Origin of the sequence: Streptomyces geranii (assembly GCF_002954775.1) — a bacterium.
GTDB lineage: Bacteria > Actinomycetota > Actinomycetes > Streptomycetales > Streptomycetaceae > Streptomyces > Streptomyces geranii.
On sequence record NZ_KZ672952.1, the window covers coordinates 47,325 to 71,303 of the forward strand.

Genomic DNA, 23,979 nt, shown 5'->3' on the forward strand with positions numbered 1-23,979 from the left:
CGTGGCCCTCCCCTCAGCCCAGCCGGGGAATGGTCAGGACCATCCCCGGTCGCAGGTCACGCGGGTTGACGATGCCGTTGGCCGAGGCGATGTGCCGCCACAGGCGCGGGTCCCGGTACTCCGCGGCGGCGATGCTGTGCAGCGTGTCGTTGCGCCGGACCGTCCACGTCTTGTCCACGTCGGCCGAGTGCAGTTCCCGCTCCCTCAACTGCGCGTCGGTGAGGGACTCGACGAAGCTGCACGAGAGGGTGGCCCGCACCGGCGTGCCGTCGGGCAGGAACATCGTGAACCGCTCGTCGAGCCGGGTGAGCACACCGGTGAAAATCTCGGAGAACTCTCCCCAGGAGAGCGTGCACTGGGGCGGGCGATGCAGCTCCGTGTCGACCTCGGCAAGCCGCGCCACCCGGCCGGTCAGCGCGGTCACGTCGGTCGCGTCGCCGGTCTGGAACGGGTTGGGCGGCGTCACGAACGAGGTGGCCCGTGCCCACGGCGACGCGCTCGCCCTCGACTCGTAGGTGTCGAAGAACAGCGCGAGCGAGAGCGTCGCGGGCTGCACGGCCCCGAACTCGTGCTGGAGGCCGCTCCAGGTCCACGCACCCCACGCCGGTTCGGACGCCTCCCAGGTGACCGACCGCGACCGGCTGATCTCGTGCGGGTTGAACAGTGCCTCGATCGGACCGTTCTCGGTGAAGTCCGCGCCGTCGTGGGAGATGGTCAGCTTCTGCAGCCCGCCGCCGCCCGGGCCGACACCGAGCAGGGTGCTCGCCAGGCCCGCCGCCTTGTTGAAGGTCACCGCCGTACCCCCCTGCGTTCGGCCTCGACGGCCAGCCTGCGAACGATCCGCTGGTGCACCAGATCCGCGAGGTGCGCGACGTCCACCAGGGCAGCCTCCGCCAGGTCCGGCTGCTCGGTGCCGCGGTCGGCGCGGGGCGGGTGGCCCGCGGGGTCGGCGTGCCCGGGGTGTGCGTCCTGCACCGTGCCCGGGACCACCGGTTGCGGTGACACTCCGGTCGCCTGCCGTGCGGCCGTGCCGGGTGACGGGCGGTCATGGGGAGTGGTCGCCGCCGTGGTCACGGCCAGGGGCAGGGGCCGCACCGGTTGGGCCTGCGGCTGCCGCGCGGCAACCACCTCGGCCGACGCCGCCCCGGCGGGGAGCCGCGCGCCGGGTGCCCTGGGGTACGACGCCGGTGCGGGGTGGGCCGCGACGGTCGGGGGCGGCGTGCGCACGGCCGGGTGCGGACCGTCGGCGGAGCCGGACCGGACGGCGGGATCCGACGCCGCGGAGCCCGGCCGGGCGAGAGCCGGCCGACCGGGTGCCGCCGACGGGACCGGGCCACGGCGGGGCGCCGACGGGACGTACGCCATCACCGGACCGGAAGCAAGCGGCTTCGGCGGCACAGGGGGACCCTCGCGGCCGGGCAGCGAGGGACCAGGTCCGGGTGTGCCCGGCGTCGACAGCGGACCGGGGGACGCGAGCGGGAAGCCTGGCACCAGAGGCATCGGCGCCGTGCCAGATCCGGCACGGGAGGGCCGAGAGGTCGTGGGGGCGGGCGGCGCGGCGACCTTGCGCTGGATCACGGGCGTCGTCCCCGTCACGGCCGGGGATGTCGTGGCGCGCGCGGGTGAACCGCCGGCACCCGGACCGGCCGTGGTCCGTGCGGGACCCGCCGGGGAGATTACGGGCCGGGCCGGGCGGGCCGGCACCGCAGGTCCGGCCGAGGACGCCGGCGCCCGGCGCGCCGCGGCGACAGGCATGGACCCGGCCGGTTCCGACGAGCCCGGGCAGGCCAGGCCCGCGCCTCCGGCGGAGGGCCCGGACTGCCCAGGCGGCGCGGGGTGCGCGTACACGATGGGCACCGTCGAACCGGCGGGCGATACCGGGTCCGCATACCGTGCGGCAGACTCGGCCAGCGGGAGCGCGGGCGTCATGCCGTGGTGCCGGGTCAGTACGGCCCGTGCCTGACCCGGGTCAACCACCCCGGGGCGCAGTGCCCGTCGCGACAGCCGGTGGACCAGCGCCGGGTCGAAGGTCGTTTCGTCGTCCATCTCGGGGCTTCCTGTCAGCCGGCCATGTCGGCGATGCCGTGGCCCAGTGCGAGGGCCTGTCCCAGCAGCGGTTTGGTCAGTCCCTCGTGGGCCAGTTCCAGGGATTCGAAGCCGACCTCGTCGGTTCCGGCGTTGAAGGTCGGGCCGGTCCAGCGCACGGGCAGCGCGTTGCGGAAGTTCCACCACATCACCGGGATCCGGTGCCGGTCGAGCAGCGCGATCGTGCCGTTCTTGCGCTGAATTACGCCGCGCGCGGTGTTGTCGTACCAGTTCCAGAGCTCGCTGAGCGCGCTCAGCCCGTGCCGCAGCACCAGGGGGGAGGCACTGGCCGCGCCGGGCAGCTGGTGCACGAAGCCGTTGACCCCGCCCTCCCGGTAGGACTCCATCTCGATCCGGCTCTCCAAGCCGCTGACCTCGGTGAAGCCGCCGACCAGCAGGCCCTCGATCTCCACCGCGAAGTTGAAGGTGGCGAACGGGTCCGGCATGCGCAGCCCGGTCCAGTTGCCCACGGCGGCGGGCGCCCAGCTCAGTCCGAGCGGAATCCCTGTCGACGTCATCGCCGCACCCCTGCCTCTCCATGTTCATTGAGCCGCTCGTTTATGCGGGCGATCTCGGCGACCCAACGCCTTCGTTCGTGATGGTCGAGCTGCATGATGTCGAGATAGGGCCAGTGAAAGTGATAAGCCACGTACGCTACTTCCTCGTGCAGCCGGTCCGGGGAGTAGCGCGTTATTCCCCCAGGCTGGGGGGCTCCACTTCGAACGCCCCGCTGCAGTGCGGGCAGTCCACCTGGAGCCGGGAATGCCCGTTGGTGTTGATGCGCTGGTAGAAGTCCTGGAGATAGGCGAGATCGCCCGAGTACAAATTCTCGACGGTGTGGGTGTTGATGTATTCCAGGCCACCCAGCTTCGTGATCACCCGGGTCAGCAGGATGATGACCAGATACCCCGGGTTCGACCGCACCCGCGGATCCTTGATCGGCTCGATCTCGTCCAGCGCGGTGGACATCCGCATGGTGCCCTCGCGGTGCACCGTGCCGTCCGGCGCGACGAGGCCGTGCGGCAGGGTGAACGGAAACTCGACCGGGCCGGCCCGGCGGGCCTCGGTGACGCCGCCCGCTAGTTCCACTGGTCGACCTCGATGCGTTCGCAGGCGAGCGTGAGCTGCTCGACGGCGATCTCGTCGCTGGTCGCGTTGAGGCTGGGGCCGGACCACGACTTCGGCCAGCACTCGAAGAGGTTCCAGGTCACCCGGGGGCCGCCCTGCTGGTCGAGCAGCGTGATCGACACGTTGTGCCGGTCCACGGCGCCCTTCATCACCCGCTGGCGCCACTCCCACAGCTTGCTGTCGTTCGTCACACCGCGGCTGAGCGTGATGTCGCCGTAGCTGTTCAGACCGGGTATCTTCCGCGGGGCCAGGTTCGCGTCCATTCCCTCGCGGTATTCGGCGACGCTCTGGCTGCTCTCCAGACCGGAACACTCCCGGAATCCGGCCCGGGTCATGCCGTCGAGCTCCACCGAGAAGTTGTAGCCGAAATAGGGATCGACCCTGTCCACAACCGCACCTCCTTCTTGTCGAATTTCCTGTCGAACTTCTCGTCGAAGCTGTCTCTGGAATTGCCTTCGAAATTGCCTTCGAAGTTGTCGAATTCATTCACGCCGCGTCGACCGTCACGCCGCTCGCGCCGTGTATGACGCGAACGGTGACGAACTCGGCGGGTGCGGTCGGTGCCACACCTATCTGGGTCACCACCACCCCCGCCGCGACGACCGCCGGAGGGTTGGTCTCGTGATCGCACTTGACGAAGAACGCCTCGGCCGGTGTACGGCCCTTCAGCGCACCACGCTGGAACAGTCCGTCGAGGTACGCGGTGAGTTCCCGCATGATCCGCACCCAGAGCCGTATGTCGTTGGGCTCGTGGACCAGGCCCGTCATGAACCGCTCGATCCACCGGCCGATGGTGCCGACCAGGCGCCGCGCGGTCACGTCACGCCAGGCCGGGTCCGCGGCGAGGGTCCGCGCACCCCAGACGCGGACGCCGCGACCGGGCAGCGCCCGCAGGCAGTTCACCCCCTGCCCGTACAGCGTCCCCACGTCGGCCGCGGCGAGGTTCACCTGTAGATCGACGACACCCTCCACCACCGTGTTGGCGGGCGCCTTCTGCACGCCGACCCTCTGGTCACCGGCCGAGTACACGCCCGCCACATGCCCGGACGGCGGCAGGTACCGCAACCGCCCGTCCTCGCCCGGTGCCCACAGCCACGGGTAGTACAGCGCCCCGAAGGCGCCGTCCGCCCCGGTCAGGGCCGCGCACTGGGCCGTGACCACCGCCGGGTCCGTCGTGGGCACGCCGTCGAGCAGCGCGAACCGGTCGCCCCGGTCCCGGCAGTGCCGCAGGAGCACCCGTTGCAGGCCGACGACCGTGTCGAGGGAGCCGTCGGCCGGCCATGGCGCCGCCGTGACGAGGTCGGGGGCGCAGACGAGGTCGACGTCGTCCTCCAGGCTCTCCAGAGCCTCCAGCGCGGACTCCAGCGCGGCAGGGGGCGACTTCGACTCGTCGAGCCGTACGACGTGGCACAGGAGCCCGCCATTGTCGAAGAAGCCCCGGACCGTGTCGGCCAGGAAGCCGTCAGGCGTCGCGCCGTAGGCAGCCTCGAACTGCGGCCACAGGGTCAGCCGCTGTGGCGTGCGCGGTCCGTCGGCCGCCCGGCCGAGGAAGGCGGGCACCCCGGTAAGGAAGCTCGGTGCCGACGGCGGGAACACGTCCTGGCGGAGCACGCCCGGTGTCGGTTGCTGGGTCAAGGTCTCGTCCGGCAAGGTGCTACTCGACCCCGCCGGCCCACTGGCTGATCCGGAAGACGACGAACTCGGCCGGGCGCACCAGCGCCACCCCGACCTCCACCACCAGCTGGCCGGCCTCCCGGACCGCCGCGGGGTTGACGGTCGCGTCGCAGCGCACGTAGAACGCCTCTTCGGGCGTGTTGCCCAGAAGAGCGCCGGACGCCCACACCGTGTTCAGGAAGGCACCGACGTTGCGGCGGATCTTCGACCACAGTTCCGGCGCGTTCGGCTCGAAGACCGCCCACTGGGTACCCTCGTCGATCGACTCGCGCAGGAAGTTGAACAGCCGACGGGAGCTGATGTAACGCCATTCGGCCTGCGACGCACCCGCCATCGTGCGGGCCCCCCAGACCGTGTTGTTGCCGTCGAACCGGCGGATCACGTTGATGCCGTCGGGGTTGAGCCCGGCCTGGCCCTGCTTGCCGACCAGCGTCTGAAGGCCCAGCGCGCCGCGGATCACCTCGTTGGCCGGCGCCTTGTGTACGCCCCGTTCGGTGTCGACGCGGGCGTAGACCCCGGCGAGGTGACCGCTCGGCGGCTGGTACACCGGGGTGCCGTCCGCTCCCTTGGCGCCGACGTCGATCCACGGGTAGTAGATCGCCCCGTAGCTGCTGCCCCGGACGCCGCCCCTGATCGCCTCCTTGGTCAGCACGGTGGTCTGCCGGCCGTCGAGGATCGCGAAGCGGTCCTGGAGATACGGGTTCTCGCAGTGGTCGAGGAGTGCGCCCTGCACCGCGTCGCTCACCGCGCCGGGGATCGCGACCAGGGCGATCTCGTCGATGACGGTGAAGGTGTCCAGGGCGGCGATCAGGTTCGTCTCCACCTGGTCCGTCTCCTCCTGGGGCGCGACCCGGGTGACCCAGCAGCGGCCACCGCCGTTGTTGAAGAAGCCGTAGACCGCGTGGGCGAGCGTGCTGTTGCCCGGCTGGATCTCGCCGAACAGGTTCTTGAAGGTCTCCCAGCCGTCCACGAGCTGTGCCTCGCCTGCGGGGGCCAGCGTGGCGAGGTCGGCGGGCTCGGGGGTGCCGTCCGGCTTCAGCCCGGAACGGCCGGGGAGCAGCGGCATCGTGACTGTGTCGTGCACGACGCCCACGAAGCCCGCGGTGCTGGTTCCCGCCCCGGCGATCGGCTTGATCGCCGAGGGGACCTCTTCGACGTACACGCCAGGCGCTAGATACTGCGGCATGTGTGGGATCTCCCCCTCGTCATGACTCGTGGTCAACGCCGTGGCCGACCCGGACGACCGTCTCGGTCACCACGGGTCCGACGTCGGTGGATTCGAAGACGTCGACGCTGAGCGTGACGCTGTAGTGCAGGATGGCCTTCGGGCGTCCGCCCATGGCCTGCCAGAACTCGCCGAGACCCTGCAAGTGGCTCTCGGCGGTGATCCTGGCCGGCAGCGGAGCCGACTGCTCGGCCAACTCGCCCCGCAGGTACCTCGCGGGGATCTCCCGGTGCCGCAGCAGCACCTTCATCACCGCGCCGAGCAGGCGGTGTTCGTCCTGCGCCGGGTTGGGCGCGCTCTCGTTCGGCCAGGCGGTGACCAGATAGGAGCACTGGACCCGCACCGGTGCGCGCTTGCGTGTGACCATCCCGGAGTCCTGCCGCGTGTTGTCCCACTGGTTGGTGCGCAGCTCGTGGTTCTCCCGCACGTCGTAGAGGAAGAAGGCGAGCGCGGGCAGAGTGACACCGGAGGGCGGGAACTGGTCGTCCGGAGTGGCGAAGCTGACGGTGATGCCGGGCAGCGGCAACTCGGTCTCGACGAGGGCGACGAGGGTGTCGTCCAGGTCCTGGAACATCGCCTCGCCTCTCTTCTCCTCGGCACCGGTCGGCGTCGGTCCGCTGTCGGTTCACTTGGTTCACCGTTGTACGCGGGGTGCGTCCCCCCGGCGTCTACCGTGGCGTCTGTTCCGGCGACTCGATGCGCCGGGTGACCCGGAGGACGCGGCGGCAGACGCCGACGAGACGCCCGCCTGTTAGGTGCCCGCTTCGGCCTCACACCTCCTCCACGAAGACGGCGTCGTTCTTGTCCACCTGCGCGGCCGCGGCCGCCGCGGCGACCTCCTCCTCCCTGATCGGTGCCAGTTGCGTGCCCGGTGGCAGAAGGATCTCCTTCTCTTGGACAGCGGCGGAGAACGGAGCGATGTCGCGGGCGTACTTGCCGGCCAGCCTGGCGACGATCAGAAGACCCCTGCCCGCGCCGCCCCGCAACGTGTCGGCGATCTTCTTCTCTCGGCTGAAGCTGAGGAGGTGTCGAAGCCGCCTGCTCTTCGTCCACGCCGCCCGCGCCCACCGAAGTCCCATGCCCGCGCTCGCCTTCTCACCCCGGAACACCATGACGGGCTTCGACTCCTTGCCGACCTTCGGCAGTTGCTGAAGTGCGTCGTAGGCCATGTCCGTCTGCCAGGCGATCTCCTCGTACAGGCCCCGCTTCAGCGACGGAAGCTCGCGCCAGTACCTCTTCCAGTTCCGCCGCTCGAAGTTCTCCGATATGAGCGCCTTCGGCATCTTCGTCTTGTAGGACATGGGACTGCTCCGTCCCTGGCTCACGATTTTCCTGACCTGACGCCGGAACAGCAGATTCCCCAGCAGGCGTTTGCCCGGATTCCGGGAACGACGATATTTCATGGCGTCGTTCAGTAGCGGGAAGAGTGGGCCCGACCACGCGCTCAACGCCTGTTGATGCCTCTTGGACAGAAGACGCCGGAAGTCGTCGACGGTGAGTTCGTGCTCCGTTCGATACGCGTCGACGACCTCTTTCAGCGCCCCAAGCCTGGTCTTCTCCGTCTCCCATTCGTGTCGCGCCTGCTCCTGCTCGGGCGTCAACCCCGTGTCGAAGTTAAGCGAGGCAAAGAACTTCGCGCGCATCTCGTTGAATTTCCCAAGATCCGGGTCACTGACGTATTTGTCGAGAACGGCATGCGCCGTCTTGAACCAGTCGGATTCCTGTTCGACTATCCGGCCGGAACCCATCGCGTCGTCGTACAGGCGGTCGTGAGGCAGTACCCCGTCGCCCGCTGTCGCACGCACATCGCCGATCTCCGGCTTTCCGGGAAGGCTCTGGTAGGCGTCGACGAACGTGAACTCGGAACTCGACGGGTCACGGCCACCGATCATGACACCCGCGATCCCGGCACCACGCTCGATCTCGAACAGCGTGTGGTCCCCGCCGGGCAGCATCCAGGCCATCAGCGCGCCCAGGAACGTCTCCTGCTGCTGCGGGCTGAGGCCGATGAGTCTCGCGGCCCGGAGCATCCTGGCCGTGGTCGCCGAGATACCCGTCTGCACCGGGATCCCGAAGGAACCGACCCACCGTGACCAGCGGTTGGAGATCCCTCGGTACGCGACCGATCCCTCCCGCCAGGGCAGGGGCTGATCGGCCCCCAGCCGCTCGCCCTCCGCCAGCTCCCCCTCCTGCCGCAGGTGTTGTTCGACAAAGTGACGCTCCAGGACGCCGAGGGGTGCGCCCGCCTCGGCATAGAACTTCGGCGTCCTGGGCCGCACGTCTTTCTCGGCGATCCTGCGGCGTCGACGCACGCTCGCCCCAAAAGTGAACGACTGGAACCATGGCGACGCGGACAGTGCCGTGAGGTTGCCCGTCGCGAACGGGTCCTTGGCGAACATCTTCATCACCGCGGACGCGGCACGCCGACGGCGGCTCCTCAACCACCGGCCGACGCGCAGCAGTTCTTCCCGCTGCTCCGTACTCCCGGGGTCGGCGTCGCGGTCGCCCCCTTCCGGCATCGCGGCCGGTGTCGTGGGAAATGCCCGCTCCACCGCACCCGAGATGATCTGGTTCTGGAGAGTGTCGACGGATCCGGCGGTGTCCGGGAGGGGATTGCCGTTGTAATAGGCGGCGTTGAAGAAGGCCGTCATCAGTTCGCGGACGTTGCCATCGCCGAGCAGTTCCTTGTATGTGGCGCCCACCTGATGGGGCGTCCCGACCTGCCCGGCGGACGTCACGTCGTTGCGGAAGAACACCTTCTTCGCGCGCTCCTCGGCCGCCTCCTGCACATCGGCGTCCGGATCGTCCTTCGCCAACTCCTTTTTGATGACGAGACTGAGGGTGCCCTTCAGCTTATCGACGGCGAGCGCGGCGAGTGCTCTGGTTTCAGGGTCGTTGAAGTAGTGGGCACCGACCTTGGCTTCGAAATCCCGGACGTACTCGTCCGCCTTGGCCTTGTTGCGGCCCCCGTGGAACACCTGGAAGCCCAGGGGTGCCCGGTACGGGGCGGCCAGCCGTTGCACCGACGGGGCTGCCCGCTGCGCCACTCCCGACGACGGTGCGCCCGCGCCCTGCCGGACCGCGCCCTGCTGAATGGTGTGCGTCAGCTCGTGAGCCAGGAGCGCGTCGCCGGCGGTGGTCCCCGGCCGGTACTCGGCACGGCGAACGAACACGTCCGAGCCCACCGTGAAGGCTCGCGCCCCCAAGGACTCGCTCAGCCGGTCCGACTCGCTGCCCACATGCACGCGCACGCCGCTCAGATCCGCGCCCGACACACCTTCCATCCGCCGCCGGATCCCCTCCGGCACCGGATGCCCGCCCCCACGCAACCGGTCCACCGCGCCCGTCACCGCCGGATCCGCCACACCGGCGCTCGCGACCGGTACACCGTCACCCGCGTCCGCGTCGCCTCGGGGGGACGCCTGGGCCCGGCGCAACGACGTGCCCGTGACCCGTTCCGCGATCCGATCGGCCTCCCGTTCCAGCGGATCGTCAACGGGACCCACGTCGAGCGCCGTCTGAATCATGCGCTGAACGTGGCGGTTGCCGAACCGGCGATGCAGGTCCGCCACAGCATTCTGAGAACCGTCCGGCCCCCGGCCACGGGCTGGGGAACCCGTACGTCCCTCGTGCTGCTCCGGTCCGCGGGCAGGGTCGTGCCGCGGAGCCGACGAGAACGGCATCCGTCTCCTCCTGAACTGGCAGTCGACTCGCCGCCGCCGACTCGCCCCTCCCGTACTCCCGACCACAACACGCCGCAGAACGACAGGATTCAGACGGCGCGGCATCCCGTCACTGATACACGGCGGGTGTCTCCACGGCGCCTGCCACGGCGTCTCCGGGGCCAGGAACGCACCCGCCAAAGCGATGTCACGGATGCCGCCCCCGGGAAGACCGACCTGCCGGGCGAGCAGGTCCAGGTCCAGCCTCCCGTCCAGGAGAGCCTCCTTGGGCCGGCCCCGCTCCGAGACGCGGCGCCGGCGTCAGTGCGCGCCTGCGGCCTTGGTGGCCTCGCGGGACGCGCGGGTGTGCCCACCGCGCCCGGCAGCGGTCACCACCGCCACGTTGTCCATACATCTCTCTGGCGGTCGTTGGCGGTCTCCCCGTCGAGACGTGGCGACCGCCAACCGGGCCCCGCCCCTTGTCCGGTCACAGTGAGTCCGCTGGAACCGTCCGGCCTCACCCTGGTCGGGTTCCCGGCCGCGTCGTAGCGGACACGGGTCCCGTATCCCACCCTCCAGTCGAACCAGTCCAGCAGGATGACCGCGTGCGACGTGTTGTGCCGCACCGCGAGCCAGCTTCGGAACTGGTCCTCGCCACCGGTCCCGACCAGCCGCTGCTCCTCGCCGTCCTGCGTCACCGTCAATGGTGAACGCGTCCACGGCGAGTCCTGCATGCTGGTGGACCGCGTACTCTGAGCCGCCTCCTGGAACCTCCTCGGCCGGTCGTTCATCCACGGCTGCCGGCCCACCTTGCTGTCCTGGGCGGGCAGGTCACTGACCGTGTCCTTGTACAACACCCGCCGACTCCGTGACGTGGGATCGGTCGGCTTGTAGTAGAACTTCCTCGTCGACTTGAAGACTGTTTGCAGGAACCCGACCGAATAGGCGCCGACGAGCTCGGCCGGACCCGTCGCCGTGACATCCCCCTCGATACGGAAGCCCGTCCATCCGCCCCGATTGCCCCCGATGACTCCCACACCGAGTTGGTCTCCGTTCGGCTCGACGACAAGGTCGCGCACCGCCGCCCCGTTGTGTGTCACGTCGGCCGATTCGAACCTGACCGTGTCGTCCGCCGCGTCGGCCGTGGTTCCGGCTCTGCGACAGGGACGCCAGGGCAGTACGGGACCGTCCGTCGTGGTGTACCGCGTCCGTCCCTTGACCGCACGCGAACTCTGGGGACCCGCCCCCGACAACCGGGCCGTGGCACGCCGCCCACCAGCGCGGGGCACGACACCGACCGACGTGGCACCGCGTACGCCGTCCAGGCCGTACCCGCCGCGGTCGGCGAACACGGCAGCGCCCTTGGCGGACGCTCCCGGCCCGGTCCAGCCACCGCCGCGGGCAACGACATCGCGCACCGTCGCCGTACCCGCGTCCACGTCCCGCCTGCCGTGAGGGTGCTGGACCGTGTCAGGTGTGTGCCGCGCCGACCGTTCGACCGCACCGGGCGACTGCCGGTCCGTCTCACTCTCAAGCGAATGATCGGCATGACCGGCGTTCAGCCTCGCCTGGACGGCACCCCGCGCGCGGTGATTCCCGTACCGCCGTTGCAGGTTCAGCGCCCCGTCGCGGGGGTGTGCGGGGCGGCGGCCCCGCGACGCGGATCCTTCGGTGGTGGCCGGTGCCTTCGGCACCGGAGTGACCTCACTCTCACGAACGCGCATGCGAGGCGTCCTTTCCGGTCGTCGAACCGGTGCCGAACTCTCCGGTGGTCAGGATCTTGCCCATCTTCTGGTACTCGCGCCGCGTCGCCCGCAGCAGATGACCCATCGTCACCATCCCGCCGTCCGCGGCGGCGAGGAACGCCCCCGCCAGGGCGATGTTGCGGATGTTGCCCCCGGGCAGGTCGATCTGCCGGGCGAGCAGGTCCGGGTCGATACTTCCGTCCAGGGGAGCCTCCTTGGGCCAGACCTGCTCCCAGATGCGCCGACGGTCCTCGACGCCGGGGACGGGGAAGTCGATGGTGACGTGCAGGCGGCGGATGAAGGCATCGTCGAGGTTCTTGCGCAGGTTGGTGGCCAGCACGACCACCCCCTCGTGCTGCTCCATCCGCTGCAACAGATAGCTGGTCTCCAGGTTGGCGTACTTGTCGTGGGCGTCTCGGACCTGGGAACGCTTGCCGAACAGGGCGTCGGCCTCGTCGAAGAAGAGGACGGCGTTGCTGGTGGCGGCCTCGGCGAAGATTCGGGAGAGGTTCTTCTCCGTCTCGCCGATGTACTTGCTGACCACGGTCGACAGGTCGATCTTGTAGAGGTCCAGGCCGAGTTCGTGGGCCAGGACGTCGGCGGCCATGGTCTTGCCGGTGCCGGACGGACCGGCGAACAGCACGGCCAGCCCCCGCCCGTTGGCCAGCTTGCGCTCGAAACCCCAGGACTCGTACACCAGAGCCCGGTAGCGCACCTGGTCGGCGACCTCCCGTAACTGCTCCATCCGGTCGGCGGGCAGCACGATGTCGTCCCAGCCGTAGTGCGGCGTGATCCGCTGGGCCAGCTCGGCCAGTTTGCGGTTGGACTGCAGGCGACACGCCGTGTACAGGTCGTCCTGGGTGATCAGGGGCGCGCCGGGTGCGCGGGCGTGCGCCAGGTTGCGGGCGGTCGCCGCGGCGTCCCGGATCTGGCCGCCGCTCAGCCTGAACTTCCCGGAGACGGCGGCCAGATCCAGCGTCGGCCGGTCCGTCCCGTCGAGCACGTCGAGTGCGGACTCCCAGAGGCGGAGCCGCTCGTCGTAGCCGGGAGCGGGGAACTCCAGCCGTACGAAGGTGATGCCGCCCGGCGGGTCGGACGGTTCCCACGCGGTGTTCCCGGCCAGGAACGCCGGGGCGGGGTGGGCCGCCAGTGCGGACAGCAGCAGGGACAGCCGGGGGCGGGCCTGTTCGCCGAGGAGGGCGTCGATGTCCTCCCAGTACATGACCGCGCCCTGCAACCGTGCCTCCCGGTCTACGAGAGCGACCAGTGCCGCGAACTCCTCCGTGGGGCGCTCGGCCAGCAGGTCGGCGGACACCACCAGCAGCGGAGCGTTCCAGCGCAGGGAGCAGGCGGACGCGGCGCTCTGTTTGCCGACGCCGTACGGCCCCTGGCAGTAGACGACGAGGCCGTCGTCGGCGTGCTCGCTCAGCCGGGTCAGTGACGCGCCGAACTCCGCGGGAAAGTGCAGGTCGTCGAGTGTGCCGGCCGGTGCGACGAGCCGTGCGTACGGCCGCAGTCGCCCGTCCGGCTCGTCGTCCTCCAGCAGGAATCCGGCGATCCTCGGGTCCAGCCGGACCGTGTTGCCCAGCAGGGAGTGCGTCGACGCGGCGGAGTCCTCCGTGAGCGTGACGAGACGGTGCCTGACCAGCGGCGCCGACGGCGCGAACCGGGTCCGTGCGGCGGCCCGCTCCGCGTGGTCGGCGCTCACCATGTCGAGGGCGAGGCCGACGGTGGGCAGCCGTCGGGTCATGTCGTCGTGCAGATAGCCGTAGAGCCGCTCGTACCGGCGGTCCATCTCCGGGGCCAGGCACATCACGAGGACGTCGACGTCCACCGGGTGCAGGTCGAACAGCCCGGCCAGCCCGACCAGCCTCAGGCTCACACCGTCACGCACGCTCTCGGCCACGCGTACGGCGATCTCGGCCGACAGCCTGTCCAGCTCCGCCCCCGTCTCCGGTTCGCCGTCGGCGGGCGGAGCGTCGAGCGTGCCGTCCAGCAGCGCGTCCACCTCGGCTTCCGTGATGTACAACGCGGAGAACTCGTCGGTGGGCTCCCGGTGGGATCGCCGGGCTCTCCGGACCTGTCTGCCCAGCAGTACGTCGAAGCGGGCGAGTTCGGCCAGCAGGTGCTGGGTCGAGTCGGTGTAGCGCGGACCACTCATGCTGCCTCGTCCCCCGCCCGGGATGTCCTCCCGCGCCTCGGCCAGGTTGTGCTCGGTCTGTCTTCGCCCTCGTGCCAGGGGGCCGCCCCGAGTCCGGCCGTCCGAGTCGGACGGACCGACCGACCGCACTCGAACGGATTCGACCGGCGCGGTCTCATGCGGAGACCGGGATCGTTGCACCGGGATCATGCCGACGAGCACCGGATCCAGGTGCGTACGCGGTTCGTCGGGGCCGGATCCCCCGCTCGGCAGATCGCGCGTCGGCGGGCCGGACACCACCGGCCGGACACCGCCCGGCCAGATGTTCTCTGCGCGGTCGGCCCGGATGTGCTCGTAGAGGACCGTCGTGTCCGCCGAGGGGCCCACCCCGAACTCCTGGTCGACCACCGATGCGCACCGCTCGTACTGGCGGAGCGCCGCGGTACGGTCGCCGGCGGCGTAGTGCAGCCGCATCAGCTGTCGGTGGGTGTGCTCCCGGGCCGCGTCCTGGCGCAGGACGGCCTGCCCGAAGCCAACTCCCTTGGCGTAGAGTCCGCGTGCCTCGCAGTGGCCCATCAGCTGGTCCAGCATCGCCAGATGGGCGTGTCTCAGCCGGTCCCGGTCGTGGCCGCACCAGTCGTGGTACCACGCGGCGAGCAGGTCCCCCCGGTAGAGGTCGAGCGCGTACTCCACCGCCCTCGCCTGATCGTCGGAGAGCGCGTGCCCGGGTGTGTCACGGACCGCCGCGTAGCTCTCCTCGAACGCGTCCACGTCCAGCCAGCAGGCCGCGGCAGGGTTGACACGGATGCTGTGGGGATCGACGACGACGACCTCACCGGCCCCGCCCTGATCGTCCGACCCGTCCTGGAGGGTCGTGTTGAGCCGCCACAGGGTCTGGCGCAGGTACTTGCGGGCGACACCGGGCTCGGTGTCCGGCCACAGCAGCTCCGAGATCACTTCACGGGTGTGGATGCGGTCGCGGTGAATCAGCAAGTAGCAGAGCAGTTCGAGGGCCTTGCCCGGCGGGGCGGTCAGGGGTCGGCCACTCCGCTGGAGCGCGATCTCACCGAACAGCCTCACCTGTATGCCGTGCACCACGTATCTCCCTCGAACCACACGCCCTGGCCGGCACTCGGACGGCACCCGCGCAGCGACGCCAAAGCGATCCGATTGCCGCCAACTCCCTCTGTGCTAAAGGGAGTTGAGAGTGTCCCATGGAACATGCAAGTCCTTCACGCTTTCCACACGGCGCGCCGCTCGCCGGAAGCCGACGGTCGTCGTCCGCTCGGCAGGCCGGAGACGTCGCCGATCGACGACCTGCCGCGTGTCCACCACAGGGACCCGCCCGCGGGCCACTCGCTCCGGATGCCGCCGCCCACCCCGTCGCTGCGCCCCACAGGAACCCCGACCCTTCAGACAGGTTCTGCGCTTGCCCCGCGGTCGCGTCCAGAACGACAGCCCCCCGCCATGCGGGCGCTTGCAGCCGCACGATGACTTCAGTCACAATTTGCGGGTCACCACCATGACTTCATGACAGCGCATCAGTCAACCCTCAGATTTCCGGAGGCCGGGCCGGGAACGCGCGCGCCGGGGCCGTCATGGAAGGCTGCGAGGTACCCGCGCCTGCGCGGAGCCCTATGTCTCAGTGAGGAGCTCTCTTGCCCACACAGCCGGAGTTCGGAAGAAGAATGCGAGAACTCCGGCGCCGCGCGGGCATGTCCCAGGCCGAACTCGCCGGGCCCGAGCTGTCCGCAAGCTACGTTTCGCTGCTGGAGACCGGCAGACGCGTGCCGAGCCCGAAGGTCGTCGCCCAACTCGCGGAGCGACTGGGGGTGACTCCACGGTCCCTCCAGAAAGAGGACACGGGACTCCCGGAACGAACCGGAGACGAAGTCGCCGGCAACCGGAGCATGGCCGATCCCGGTCGGTTCGACCTCGTGGGGCTCCTGCTCAAGGCACGCAAGACGGAGGAGGAAGGCGCCCCGGCCACGGCCGCCGGGCAGCTCACCGCGATCCTGGACACGTACGGGGACGACCCGCATCGGGACGTGCTCTGGGAGGTCCGCTGGTCGCTGGCTCGTCTCCACCACAGGAACGGCCGCGCCGACGAGAGCCGAAGGCTGCTGCTGCACCTCTTCGACGACGAGTACACCCGCTCCTCGGCGGAACGGCTGGAACGGGTCGCCCTGCGTCTCGCCGAGCTCGGTCTGGGCAACGGCAGCCTTCCCGACGGCCTGCGGTTCGCCCATGTCGCATGGACGCTCGCCGAGCCCCTCCAGGAAGCCTCCGTCGCCGTAAGGGCGGGCACCGTGCTGGTGAACGCCTGTGCATGGGGCGGCTACCGAGACTGGGGGCGCGAGGTGGCCGAGGCGCTCGTAGCAAGGATCTCGGACGAGATCCCCTGGGCGCAGCGCAGTGCGGCGTACCGGGAGTCGGCCCGCCTGTGCCTGCTGAACGACGACTACGCACAGGCGCGGACCTGGTTCGAGTGCGCCCTGGAACAGACCGACCCGCAGCAGGACATCAACGCCTGGGCGGAGGCCCAGTACTACCTGGCGATCGCCGAGTTCCTCCTCGACGAGGGCCTCGACGAGCGCGCGGTCGAGCGGGTGGCCAGGGCCCGGCCGGTGATCGAGGTGATCGGCCGCACGAACATGCTGGTCCACCTGGCCGTGCTCGAAGGACACCTGGCCCTGAGGCGGGGTGAGCACGACCGGGCCCGGCTGATGGCCGACGCCGCGGTGGAGGCGGGGTCCTGGCCCGCCGTGCACGAGGTCGGAGTGAACCTGCTGTGGACGGCGAGGATCTACCGTGCGCTGGGCGACACGTCCACGGCCGCCACCGTGTACCGGCGGGCGGCCGAGCTGTGCGAACAGGGCGGAGCGATGCACTTCTGCGCGTACGCATGGCGGGAACTCGCCGAACTGCCCACCGCACAGTCCCCCATGGACGAAGCGGACAGGGCACGGCGACCTGCCCGGAACCCGACTCACTGACGCCCTGACCGCAGCCGCGTGCGGAGCGCCGGAGAGTCGTTCCTGCATGATCGACATGACTTACCGGAGTCAAACAAGTTGACTCACCGATCGACTCCTGTCAGATCCCCTCCGTCTGAGAGGAACAACGGCAGCCGGATCACCTCTCGCCGGCGGGGAGCCGGACGGTGAACGTGGTCGATCCCGGGCCGCTTTCGAGGGTGACGCTTCCACCATGGGCCTCCACCACCGCTGCCACGATGGACAGCCCGAGGCCGCTGCCATGGCCCGCGCCCTCGCTACGGCGGCGGTCCGCGCGGGTGAAGCGTTCGAAGACCTTGGGCTGAATGTCGTCGGCAACGCCCGGCCCGTCGTCGTGGACCGTCAGCACCGCCGTGCCGGCGTCGGTCGACAGCGCGACGGTCACCGTGGTCCCTGCGGGTGTGTGCAGACGTGCGTTGGCCAGCAGGTTGGCCAGCACCTGATGGAGCCTGTGGGCGTCACCCCGCACCGTCACCGGTTCCTCGGACAGCTCCAGGGCCCAACGGTGTCCAGGACCCGCCGCCTGGGCGTCCGTCACGGCATCCAGGACAAGGCGCGTCAGGTCGACAGGAAGGCGCTCCAGGGGACGGCCCGCGTCGAGGCGGGCGAGGAGCAGCAAGTCGTCGACCATCTCCCCCATACGGGCCGCTTCGGCCTCGATGCGCTCCAGGGCCCGCACCACCTTCTGCGGCACCGGTTCCGGGTGCAGCAGCGCCAGTTCCGCGTGACCGCGCACCGAGGCCACGGGGGTGCGCAGTTCGTGGCTGGCGTCGGCGGCGAAACTGCGCAGCCGTTCCTCGCTCGCGTGCCGTTTGGTCAGCGCGTCCTCGACATGCCCGAGCATCAGGTTGAAGGCGCTGCCGACGCGCCCCACCTCACTGCGCGGGTCGGCCTCGGGCGCCCGCGGCCACAGCCCCACCTCGCCGCTGGAGAGCGGCAGTTCACTGACCCGGGTGGCGGTCGCGGCCACCCGGCTGAGCGGTCGCAGCGACCAGCGCACCCAGAGCGCTCCCGCGACGCCGGCGACAGCCAGGGCCGCGCCGAGGACGATCGCGGCGACCAGTTCCAGCCGGTGGACGGCGGCCTCCACCGACTCCATGGGCAACCCGGTGACCAGGACGTCCCCGTCCCTGCCCTCGGTCGCCATCATGCGGTAGTCGTCCAGCGTCGAGAGGTCGACCGTGTGCCCGTCGCCGTCGGCGGGCAGCCCGGCCAGCCGTCTCCGGTCCCGCGCGCTCAGCGCGACGCTCACCGTGCCTGTACCCCTGCCGGACGCCACCACCGCAGCGTTGGTGACCGTGTCGCCGACCAGCCTGGCGCCGAAGGTTCCGGCGGACTGACGGCGGGTGTCCCCGTCGCCGTCCTCGTCACCGTCGTGATCGGACGGCAACGGCCCGCCGTGTTCCAGGCTCGCCGGGAAGCGTACGCCCGCCTCGCGCAGCTGCTGGTCGAGGCGGCCGGTGAGGAAACCGTTCAGTTCCACCGCCGCCGCCAGCCCGACGGCCGCGCAGCTGACCGCGAGCAGCACGACGAGGCCGACGGTGAGCCGCGCCCGCAGTGTGTGCAGGCGAGGAAACCGTACGCGCGCCCTCACCGGGCCACCGGCTTGAGGACGTATCCGGCGCCCCGCACCGTGTGGATCATGGGTGGGCGGCCCGCGTCCACCTTCCTGCGCAGGTAGGAGATGTACAGCTCCACGACGTGGGCCTGTCCGCCGAAGTCGTAGGACCACACCCGGTCGAGGATCTGCGCCTTGCTGAGCACCCGGCGCGGGTTGCGCATGAGGAAGCGCAGCAGTTCGAACTCCGTGGGGGACAGCTCGACGAGTTCCCCACCGCGCAGGACCTCGCGGGCCTCCTCGTCCATGACGAGGTCGCCGACGGTCAGCCGCGGCCCGTCCTCCGACTGCCTGGCCATGCCGGCCCGGCGCAGCAGTCCGCGCAGCCGGGCGACGACCTCCTCCAGGCTGAACGGTTTCGTCACGTAGTCGTCGCCGCCCGCCGTGATGCCGGCGATACGGTCCTCGACACCGTCCCGTGCGGTCAGGAAGAGCACGCACACGTCGGGACGTACGGAGTGCAGCGAGCGCAGTACGGCGAAGCCGTCGGTGTCCGGGAGCATGACGTCGAGGACGACGGCGTCGGGCAGCAGCTCGCGTGCCTCGGTCACGGCCGAGGCACCGTCGCCCGCCGTGCGGACCTCCCAGCCCTCGTATCGCAGGGCGCCGGAGAGGACCTCCGCGAGGTCGGGGTCGTCGTCGACGACGAGGACCCGGAGCGGGGTGCCGTCGGTCCGGGTCAGCGCGGGGCGGCCGGGGCCTCGGGGGCGGGGAGTGTTCATCTCGGTTACCAGGATGCGGTCCGGCCGCCTCCTGGGCAGCATTTCCGACCTCTGAGTTCCCTCTGAGTCGGCTCTGCGCCCGCCGGGGCCCCGAACCACCTGACCACTCTTCCTACCTGCGGGTTCGGCGGCGCTGCATTCCCAGCCGCTGAGAGCGGGCTCAGAGGTTGCGTCGGCACAGTGTCGTCCCGGACGGCCGAAGAGACGTACGGACACCGAAGGGACACACAGATGACGACGGCGTACGCGCAACGAAGGGTCGCCCCCGCGCCCCCCGCGCCACGGCGCTCCCCCGCCGGCCCGGTGCTCGCCCTCCTGTGGGGCGGCGCCGCCGCCGTGATCGCGCTGTGGTGGCACGACACGGGGTCGGTCGTCGGTACGGCGGGCCGGCTGACCGGGGCCGGGCGGATCGCGGGACTGCTGTGCGGGTACGCCTGTGCCGTCCTGGTCGGTCTGATGGCCCGCGTCCCGCTGCTGGAGCGGCGGATCGGGGCGGACCGGGTGACGCGGTGGCACGCGATGGCAGGCCGCTACACGGTCTGCCTGCTGGTCGCGCACATCGTGCTGATCCTGCTCGGGTACGCCGCCCAGGACGGTTCCTCGTTCCTGGACGAGGCGCTCACCGTGGTCCTGGACTACCCGGAGATGCTCAAGGCCACCGCGGGCACCGTCATCCTGTTCGCGGTCGGGATCGTCTCGGCCCGCGCGGTGCGCCGCCGGGTCGCCCACGAGTTCTGGTACTACCTGCACCTGCTCACGTACGCCGCCGTCTTCCTCGCCTTCGGCCACCAGCTCGCCCTGGGCTCCGACTTCACCGGCAACGGGCCCGCCCAGGCCGCCTGGTACACGCTGTACCTGGGCGTCGCCACCCTGGTGGTGTGGTTCCGGATCCTCGCCCCGGTCCGGCTCAACCTCCGTCACCGGCTGCGCGTCGACTCCGTGCACCGGGAGGCGCCGGGCGTGTACTCCGTCGTCGTCGGCGGCCGACGACTGGACGAGATGGGCGTACGGCCGGGGCAGTTCCTGCGCTGGCGGTTCCTCACCGAGGGCATGCGCTGGACCTCCACGCCGTACTCCCTGTCCGCACCGCCGCGCCCGGACCTGCTGCGCATCACCATCAAGGCGCTCGGCGACCACAGCGCCGCCGTCCCCCTGCTGCCCCCGGGCACCCGGGTGTGGGCGGAGGGTCCCTACGGGGCACTGACCGCCGCCCGCCAGACCTCGCACAAGTCCCTGCTGATCGCGGGCGGCGTCGGCATCACCCCCCTGCGGGCCCTGTTCGAGACACTCCCCGGCGACGTCACCCTCATCTACCGGGCCCGTACGAACGAGGACCTCGCCCTGGGCGGGGAACTGGAAGCGATCGCACGGTGGCGCGGGGCGAAGGTCCTCTACGCACTCAACGGCCCGCACGGTCGGCGCCCCGACCTCTCGGCCCACTCCCTGCGCACGGCGGTACCCGGCCTGGAGGCCCACGACGTGTACCTGTGCGGCCCGCACGACTTCGCGCGGGACCTGTACGAGGCGCTGCGCGCCGCCGGGGTCCCGGACAGCCGTATCCACCACGAGTCCTTCGAGCTGTGAGGCCGTCTTGCACACGTTGAGGAAGAACCGTCCCCTGCGCCGCATCGTGCTGGCGAGCGCCGCGACCGTCTCCGGGATGGTGCTGCTCCTGTCCCTGAAGCCGCACACGACGCCGTCCGTCGCCGGGCTCGGGTCCTCTCCCGCGCCGTACACCAGTTCCAGCACGTCAAGTGGAACGACCGGGTCGAGCGGCTCGGCCACCGGCACCCGGACGCTCACCGGGGACTCCGTCCAGACGCGCTACGGTCCCGTCCAGGTCCGCGTCACGCTGACGAACGGGAAGCTCACCGACGTCACGGCGGTCACCTACCCGCAGGACAACCCACGGGACCAGCAGATCAACAGCTACGCGATCCCGCAGCTGACCAGAGAGGCCCTCACGGCTCAGAGCGCCGACATCGACACGGTCTCCGGAGCCACGTACACCAGCGACGGCTACCGCCAGTCACTCCAGTCGGCGCTGGATTCGGCGAGCCGCTGAATCCCGACCGGCAACTCGGCCACATCACGATGCCGGAGAGGAGCGGGCACATCGTCTCCGGGTCGATCGCCGACGACGAGGCGAAGTCGCCCCCCGCCGGCCCGACTTGGCCCCGCCGCCTTCGCCCGAAGTGTCTTCGGCCTCGGCGTCGCCCGCGCAGCCGACCGGTGACCTCGAGGCGACATCCAGACCGTCGGCGCCGGCACCCGGGGCCGATGCCGACACGAACCGGCCGGAACCCCAGGAATCGTAAGACGCGCGCCGCGACAGAGCACCGGGCGACTGCCACCAGCGCGTGAGGCGCACGGATGATCCCCTGCCGCAGGTCGTGCACGGCGCTGCAACAGAACAGGCCGATGGTCGCCACCCGGGCTGGGATCACACAACGGTGCGGAGGCCCGTTCGAACAGGCCCCATGGCGTCTGTTCGAACGGGCCTCCGCACGGTAGGTGTCCGCTACACGGCCGGGCGGCTCACGCGTTGCTCACAGGCCGGTTTCCCGGCCACCGTTCCTGCCTGTGCCCGGTTCAGCGGCCATGGCACGCTCGGGAGCGTCGGCCATGCAGCCGGACCCGGTTCTCGTACGGCCGACGCGCTCGTGGCGGGCGCCTGTGATCCGGCGCGCCGTCGCCCGTGTCGCGGCCCCGGCGTGTCCCGCCGCGTGTGGCGTACTGCGGCGCTCCGGTCCGTCGAACCCCCGTCGACCGGCCCACGAGCACGCCGCCCACCGGGGCGGGAGTCCGGGTGGCGCACACGCTCCGAGCCTCCTCCGCCGGGCCGGGACCAGGCCACATACGCGTCAACCTCGGACAGTTCCAGCCGCCCGACGGCAAGTAAGCGACATGCCGCGACGGGCGAGGGGCGGATGCGCTGGGATGACCCGAATCATCACGGAATCGTGGAAGGCAGCCGGGGGAGGCGCGCATGGACGACTTTGCCGAGACGGAGTCGGCGCAAGTGGCGGGAGTCGGCGGTCCGAAGCGCTGCTCGCACGGCGCGGTGTTTCACCGCGGTGGGCCGGGGGAGGCCGAGGAACGGTTCCGGGGTCTGCTCGAAGCCGCGCCGGACGCCATGGTCATCGTCGACGACACCGGAACCATCAAACTGGTCAACGCCCAGACCGAGGCACTGTTCGGCTACGGGCGTGAGGAGTTGCTCGGCCGCCCCGTCGAGGTGCTGGTGCCGCACCGGTTCCGCGGCCACCACACCGGGCACCGCGACGGCTACGCGGCCAACCGGCAGGTACGGCCGATGGGCGCCGGTCTCGAACTGCACGGACTGCGCAGGGACGGCACCGAGTTCCCCGTGGAGATCAGCCTCAGCCCGCTGGAGACCGCCGACGGGCTCCTCATGTCCGCGGCCGTCCGCGACGTCAGCGACCGCAGGGCCGCCGAGGCGCGGATCAACGAACTCGCCGCGATAGTCGAGTCGTCCCAGGACGCCATCCTCGCCAAGACCCTCGACGGGCGCATCACCTACTGGAACGCCGCCGCGCAGCGGCTGTACGGCTACACGGCCGAGGAGGTCATCGGACAGCATGTGACCCTGCTCTCCCCGCCCACCGCGCGGGACGAGATCAGCCTGCTCCTGGAGCGACTGCGGCACGGGGAGAAGGTCGAGCACTTCGAGACGCTGCGGGTCACCAGGACCGGGGTGCTGCTGGACGTGGACGTCACACTGTGGCCGACCCGGGACACCCACGGCACGGTGGTCGGCGCCTGCGCCATCGTGCGGGACATCAGCGACCGCAAGCGCGCCGAGGCCGAGCTCACCGCCCTCTACAAACAGCAGCAGCACATCGCCCTGACCCTGCAACGCAGCCTCATGGGTACTCCGCCCGCCATCCCCGGGCTGGCCACGGCCAGTCGCTACCGGCCCGCGACCCAGGGCGCGGGCGTGGGCGGTGACTGGTTCGATCTGATTCCGCTGGGCGCCGGCCGCGTCGGCGTACTGATGGGTGACGTGATGGGCCGTGGTCTGGAGGCCGCCGCCGTCATGGGCCAGCTGCGCTCGGCCGCGCACGCCCTCGCCAAGACCGACATGCAGCCCCGCCAGCTCATGCAGGCCCTGGACGCGGTCGTCGCCGACCTCGACGTGCCCGACCAGCTCGTCACCTGCTGCTACCTGGTCATCGCCCCGGACGCCGGGTCGGTGACCGTCTGCTCGGCCGGCCATCTGCCGACCCTGGTCGTCGGCCCCACCGAGGGCGTCCGAAGCCTTTCCACACCCGTCAACGCACCACTCGGCGTCGGCAACATCCTCTACCAGCAGTCCTGTGAGGCCGTTCCGCCCGGCGCGACCCTCGTCCTCTACACCGACGGTCTCATCGAAACCCCCGGCAGCGACATCGAGGACCAGATCGACGAACTCACGGCCGTCCTCGGCAAGTTCTTCACCGACACCCCCTGTCTGGAGGCCGCCGCCGACCATGTGCTGGCCGCTCTGCTGCCCGACGCGGAGAGCCACAACGACGACGTCACCCTGCTGCTGGCCCAGCTGCCGGCCGCTCCACTGACCGCCCTCACCACCGGTCTGGCCGCCGTTGCGACCTCCGTGCCGGAGGGGCGCGCGTTCCTCAGCAAGGCCCTCGTCACCTGGGGCTGCGCCGCGGTGGCGGAGGACGCCCTCCTGCTGCTCTCCGAGATCCTCACCAACGCGGTGCTGCACGCCGAGGGACCCATCGGACTCCGCCTGAGCCGCACCGACTCCGATCTCACGGTCGAGGTCACCGACCACAGCCCCCAACTCCCCCAGCCCCGCCTGGCCGGCACGGACGAGGAGTCCGGACGGGGCCTGCTCCTCGTCCGCGCGCTCGCCGACAACTGGGGAGTCCGCCCCACCGACGAGGGCAAGACCACCTGGTTCACCCTCAAACCGTGACGACGCGATACCGGGGCT

19 protein-coding genes are annotated in these 23,979 nt (G+C 70.6%); 5 read left to right on the plus strand and 14 right to left on the minus strand.

The features are described 5' to 3' along the window. Window positions 1–13: 13 nt before the first annotated feature. Window positions 14–793, minus strand: a complete 780-nt coding sequence (locus CW359_RS00240; RefSeq protein ID WP_105967618.1) for a CIS tube protein — start codon at window positions 791–793, stop codon at window positions 14–16. Beyond that, entirely contained in the window at window positions 790–1,365 is a 576-nt protein-coding gene (locus CW359_RS00245) for a hypothetical protein (protein WP_105967619.1), read from the minus strand. The genes CW359_RS00240 and CW359_RS00245 overlap by 4 nt, the downstream gene beginning before the upstream one ends. Before the next feature lie 142 nt (window positions 1,366–1,507). On the opposite strand from CW359_RS00245, the gene CW359_RS00250 reads away from it, so the two are divergent. Then, complete coding sequence (locus CW359_RS00250; RefSeq protein WP_157968440.1) at window positions 1,508–1,963, plus strand: hypothetical protein; 456 nt, start codon at window positions 1,508–1,510, stop codon at window positions 1,961–1,963. A gap of 97 nt (window positions 1,964–2,060) precedes the next feature. Here the strand turns inward: CW359_RS00250 and CW359_RS00255 are convergent, their stop codons facing one another. The 10 genes from CW359_RS00255 to CW359_RS00300 all read right to left on the minus strand — a co-directional run bounded on the left by CW359_RS00255 (window position 2,061) and on the right by CW359_RS00300 (window position 14,754). Then, window positions 2,061–2,603: a phage tail protein gene (locus tag CW359_RS00255; protein ID WP_198655019.1), complete on the minus strand. Its 543-nt coding sequence runs from the start codon at window positions 2,601–2,603 to the stop codon at window positions 2,061–2,063. Continuing rightward, window positions 2,600–2,779 carry a DUF6760 family protein gene (locus CW359_RS46165; RefSeq protein ID WP_105967621.1) on the minus strand — a complete coding sequence of 60 codons (180 nt, stop codon included), beginning with the start codon at window positions 2,777–2,779 and terminating at the stop codon, window positions 2,600–2,602. The genes CW359_RS00255 and CW359_RS46165 overlap by 4 nt, the downstream gene beginning before the upstream one ends. After that, the gene (locus CW359_RS00265) at window positions 2,776–3,174 is read right to left on the minus strand and encodes a hypothetical protein (protein WP_105967622.1); all 399 of its coding nucleotides are present in this window, start codon (window positions 3,172–3,174) and stop codon (window positions 2,776–2,778) included. Before CW359_RS00265 ends, CW359_RS46165 begins: the two co-directional genes overlap by 4 nt. Next, a complete protein-coding gene (locus CW359_RS00270) occupies window positions 3,165–3,602 on the minus strand; it encodes a phage tail protein (RefSeq protein WP_198655020.1) in 438 nt (145 codons plus the stop codon). The genes CW359_RS00265 and CW359_RS00270 overlap by 10 nt, the downstream gene beginning before the upstream one ends. A gap of 97 nt (window positions 3,603–3,699) precedes the next feature. After that, window positions 3,700–4,863, minus strand: a complete 1,164-nt coding sequence (locus CW359_RS00275) for a phage tail sheath family protein (protein ID WP_198655021.1) — start codon at window positions 4,861–4,863, stop codon at window positions 3,700–3,702. Window positions 4,864–4,867: 4 nt separating this feature from the next. Then, window positions 4,868–6,073 (minus strand): phage tail sheath family protein, encoded by a 1,206-nt coding sequence (locus CW359_RS00280; RefSeq protein WP_105967623.1) that lies wholly within the window; start codon window positions 6,071–6,073, stop codon window positions 4,868–4,870. A gap of 19 nt (window positions 6,074–6,092) precedes the next feature. Continuing rightward, the gene (locus CW359_RS00285; RefSeq protein ID WP_105967624.1) at window positions 6,093–6,686 is read right to left on the minus strand and encodes a Pvc16 family protein; all 594 of its coding nucleotides are present in this window, start codon (window positions 6,684–6,686) and stop codon (window positions 6,093–6,095) included. Window positions 6,687–6,882: 196 nt separating this feature from the next. Further along, window positions 6,883–9,639, minus strand: a complete 2,757-nt coding sequence (locus tag CW359_RS00290; protein WP_157968441.1) for an eCIS core domain-containing protein — start codon at window positions 9,637–9,639, stop codon at window positions 6,883–6,885. Window positions 9,640–10,163: 524 nt separating this feature from the next. Further along, on the minus strand, window positions 10,164–11,498 hold the full coding sequence (locus tag CW359_RS00295) for a hypothetical protein (RefSeq protein ID WP_105967626.1): 1,335 nt from the start codon (window positions 11,496–11,498) through the stop codon (window positions 10,164–10,166). Continuing rightward, the gene (locus tag CW359_RS00300; protein WP_198655022.1) at window positions 11,485–14,754 is read right to left on the minus strand and encodes an AAA family ATPase; all 3,270 of its coding nucleotides are present in this window, start codon (window positions 14,752–14,754) and stop codon (window positions 11,485–11,487) included. Before CW359_RS00300 ends, CW359_RS00295 begins: the two co-directional genes overlap by 14 nt. A gap of 563 nt (window positions 14,755–15,317) precedes the next feature. On the opposite strand from CW359_RS00300, the gene CW359_RS00305 reads away from it, so the two are divergent. Continuing rightward, on the plus strand, window positions 15,318–16,655 hold the full coding sequence (locus CW359_RS00305; protein ID WP_269805575.1) for a helix-turn-helix domain-containing protein: 1,338 nt from the start codon (window positions 15,318–15,320) through the stop codon (window positions 16,653–16,655). Window positions 16,656–16,794: 139 nt separating this feature from the next. Here CW359_RS00305 and CW359_RS00310 read toward each other — a convergent pair whose 3' ends face one another. Beyond that, window positions 16,795–18,270, minus strand: a complete 1,476-nt coding sequence (locus tag CW359_RS00310; protein ID WP_105967629.1) for a sensor histidine kinase — start codon at window positions 18,268–18,270, stop codon at window positions 16,795–16,797. After that, window positions 18,267–19,016 (minus strand): response regulator transcription factor, encoded by a 750-nt coding sequence (locus CW359_RS00315; RefSeq protein ID WP_105968168.1) that lies wholly within the window; start codon window positions 19,014–19,016, stop codon window positions 18,267–18,269. Before CW359_RS00315 ends, CW359_RS00310 begins: the two co-directional genes overlap by 4 nt. 231 nt (window positions 19,017–19,247) lie before the next feature. Here CW359_RS00315 and CW359_RS00320 point away from each other — a divergent pair, with 231 nt between their 5' ends. From CW359_RS00320 to CW359_RS00330, 3 genes are all read left to right on the plus strand, one after another. Next, window positions 19,248–20,600 carry a ferredoxin reductase family protein gene (locus CW359_RS00320; protein WP_105967630.1) on the plus strand — a complete coding sequence of 451 codons (1,353 nt, stop codon included), beginning with the start codon at window positions 19,248–19,250 and terminating at the stop codon, window positions 20,598–20,600. A gap of 7 nt (window positions 20,601–20,607) precedes the next feature. Beyond that, window positions 20,608–21,081 (plus strand): FMN-binding protein, encoded by a 474-nt coding sequence (locus CW359_RS00325; protein WP_105967631.1) that lies wholly within the window; start codon window positions 20,608–20,610, stop codon window positions 21,079–21,081. A gap of 924 nt (window positions 21,082–22,005) precedes the next feature. Then, entirely contained in the window at window positions 22,006–23,961 is a 1,956-nt protein-coding gene (locus tag CW359_RS00330) for a PAS domain S-box protein (RefSeq protein ID WP_105967632.1), read from the plus strand. Window positions 23,962–23,979: the final 18 nt, after the last annotated feature.

Bases quoted from the DNA above. Each gene is read 5' to 3' on its own strand.
- CW359_RS00320 (WP_105967630.1), top strand. From the start codon at position 19,248: ATGACGACGGCGTACGCGCAACGAAGGGTCGCCCCCGCGCCCCCCGCG.
- CW359_RS00315 (WP_105968168.1), bottom strand. From the start codon at position 19,016: ATGAACACTCCCCGCCCCCGAGGCCCCGGCCGCCCCGCGCTGACCCGG.
- CW359_RS00330 (WP_105967632.1), top strand. From the start codon at position 22,006: ATGGACGACTTTGCCGAGACGGAGTCGGCGCAAGTGGCGGGAGTCGGC.
- CW359_RS00255 (WP_198655019.1), bottom strand. From the start codon at position 2,603: ATGACGTCGACAGGGATTCCGCTCGGACTGAGCTGGGCGCCCGCCGCC.
- CW359_RS00280 (WP_105967623.1), bottom strand. From the start codon at position 6,073: ATGCCGCAGTATCTAGCGCCTGGCGTGTACGTCGAAGAGGTCCCCTCG.
- CW359_RS00295 (WP_105967626.1), bottom strand. From the start codon at position 11,498: ATGCGCGTTCGTGAGAGTGAGGTCACTCCGGTGCCGAAGGCACCGGCC.
- CW359_RS00285 (WP_105967624.1), bottom strand. From the start codon at position 6,686: ATGTTCCAGGACCTGGACGACACCCTCGTCGCCCTCGTCGAGACCGAG.
- CW359_RS00290 (WP_157968441.1), bottom strand. From the start codon at position 9,639: ATGATTCAGACGGCGCTCGACGTGGGTCCCGTTGACGATCCGCTGGAA.
- CW359_RS00245 (WP_105967619.1), bottom strand. From the start codon at position 1,365: ATGGCGTACGTCCCGTCGGCGCCCCGCCGTGGCCCGGTCCCGTCGGCG.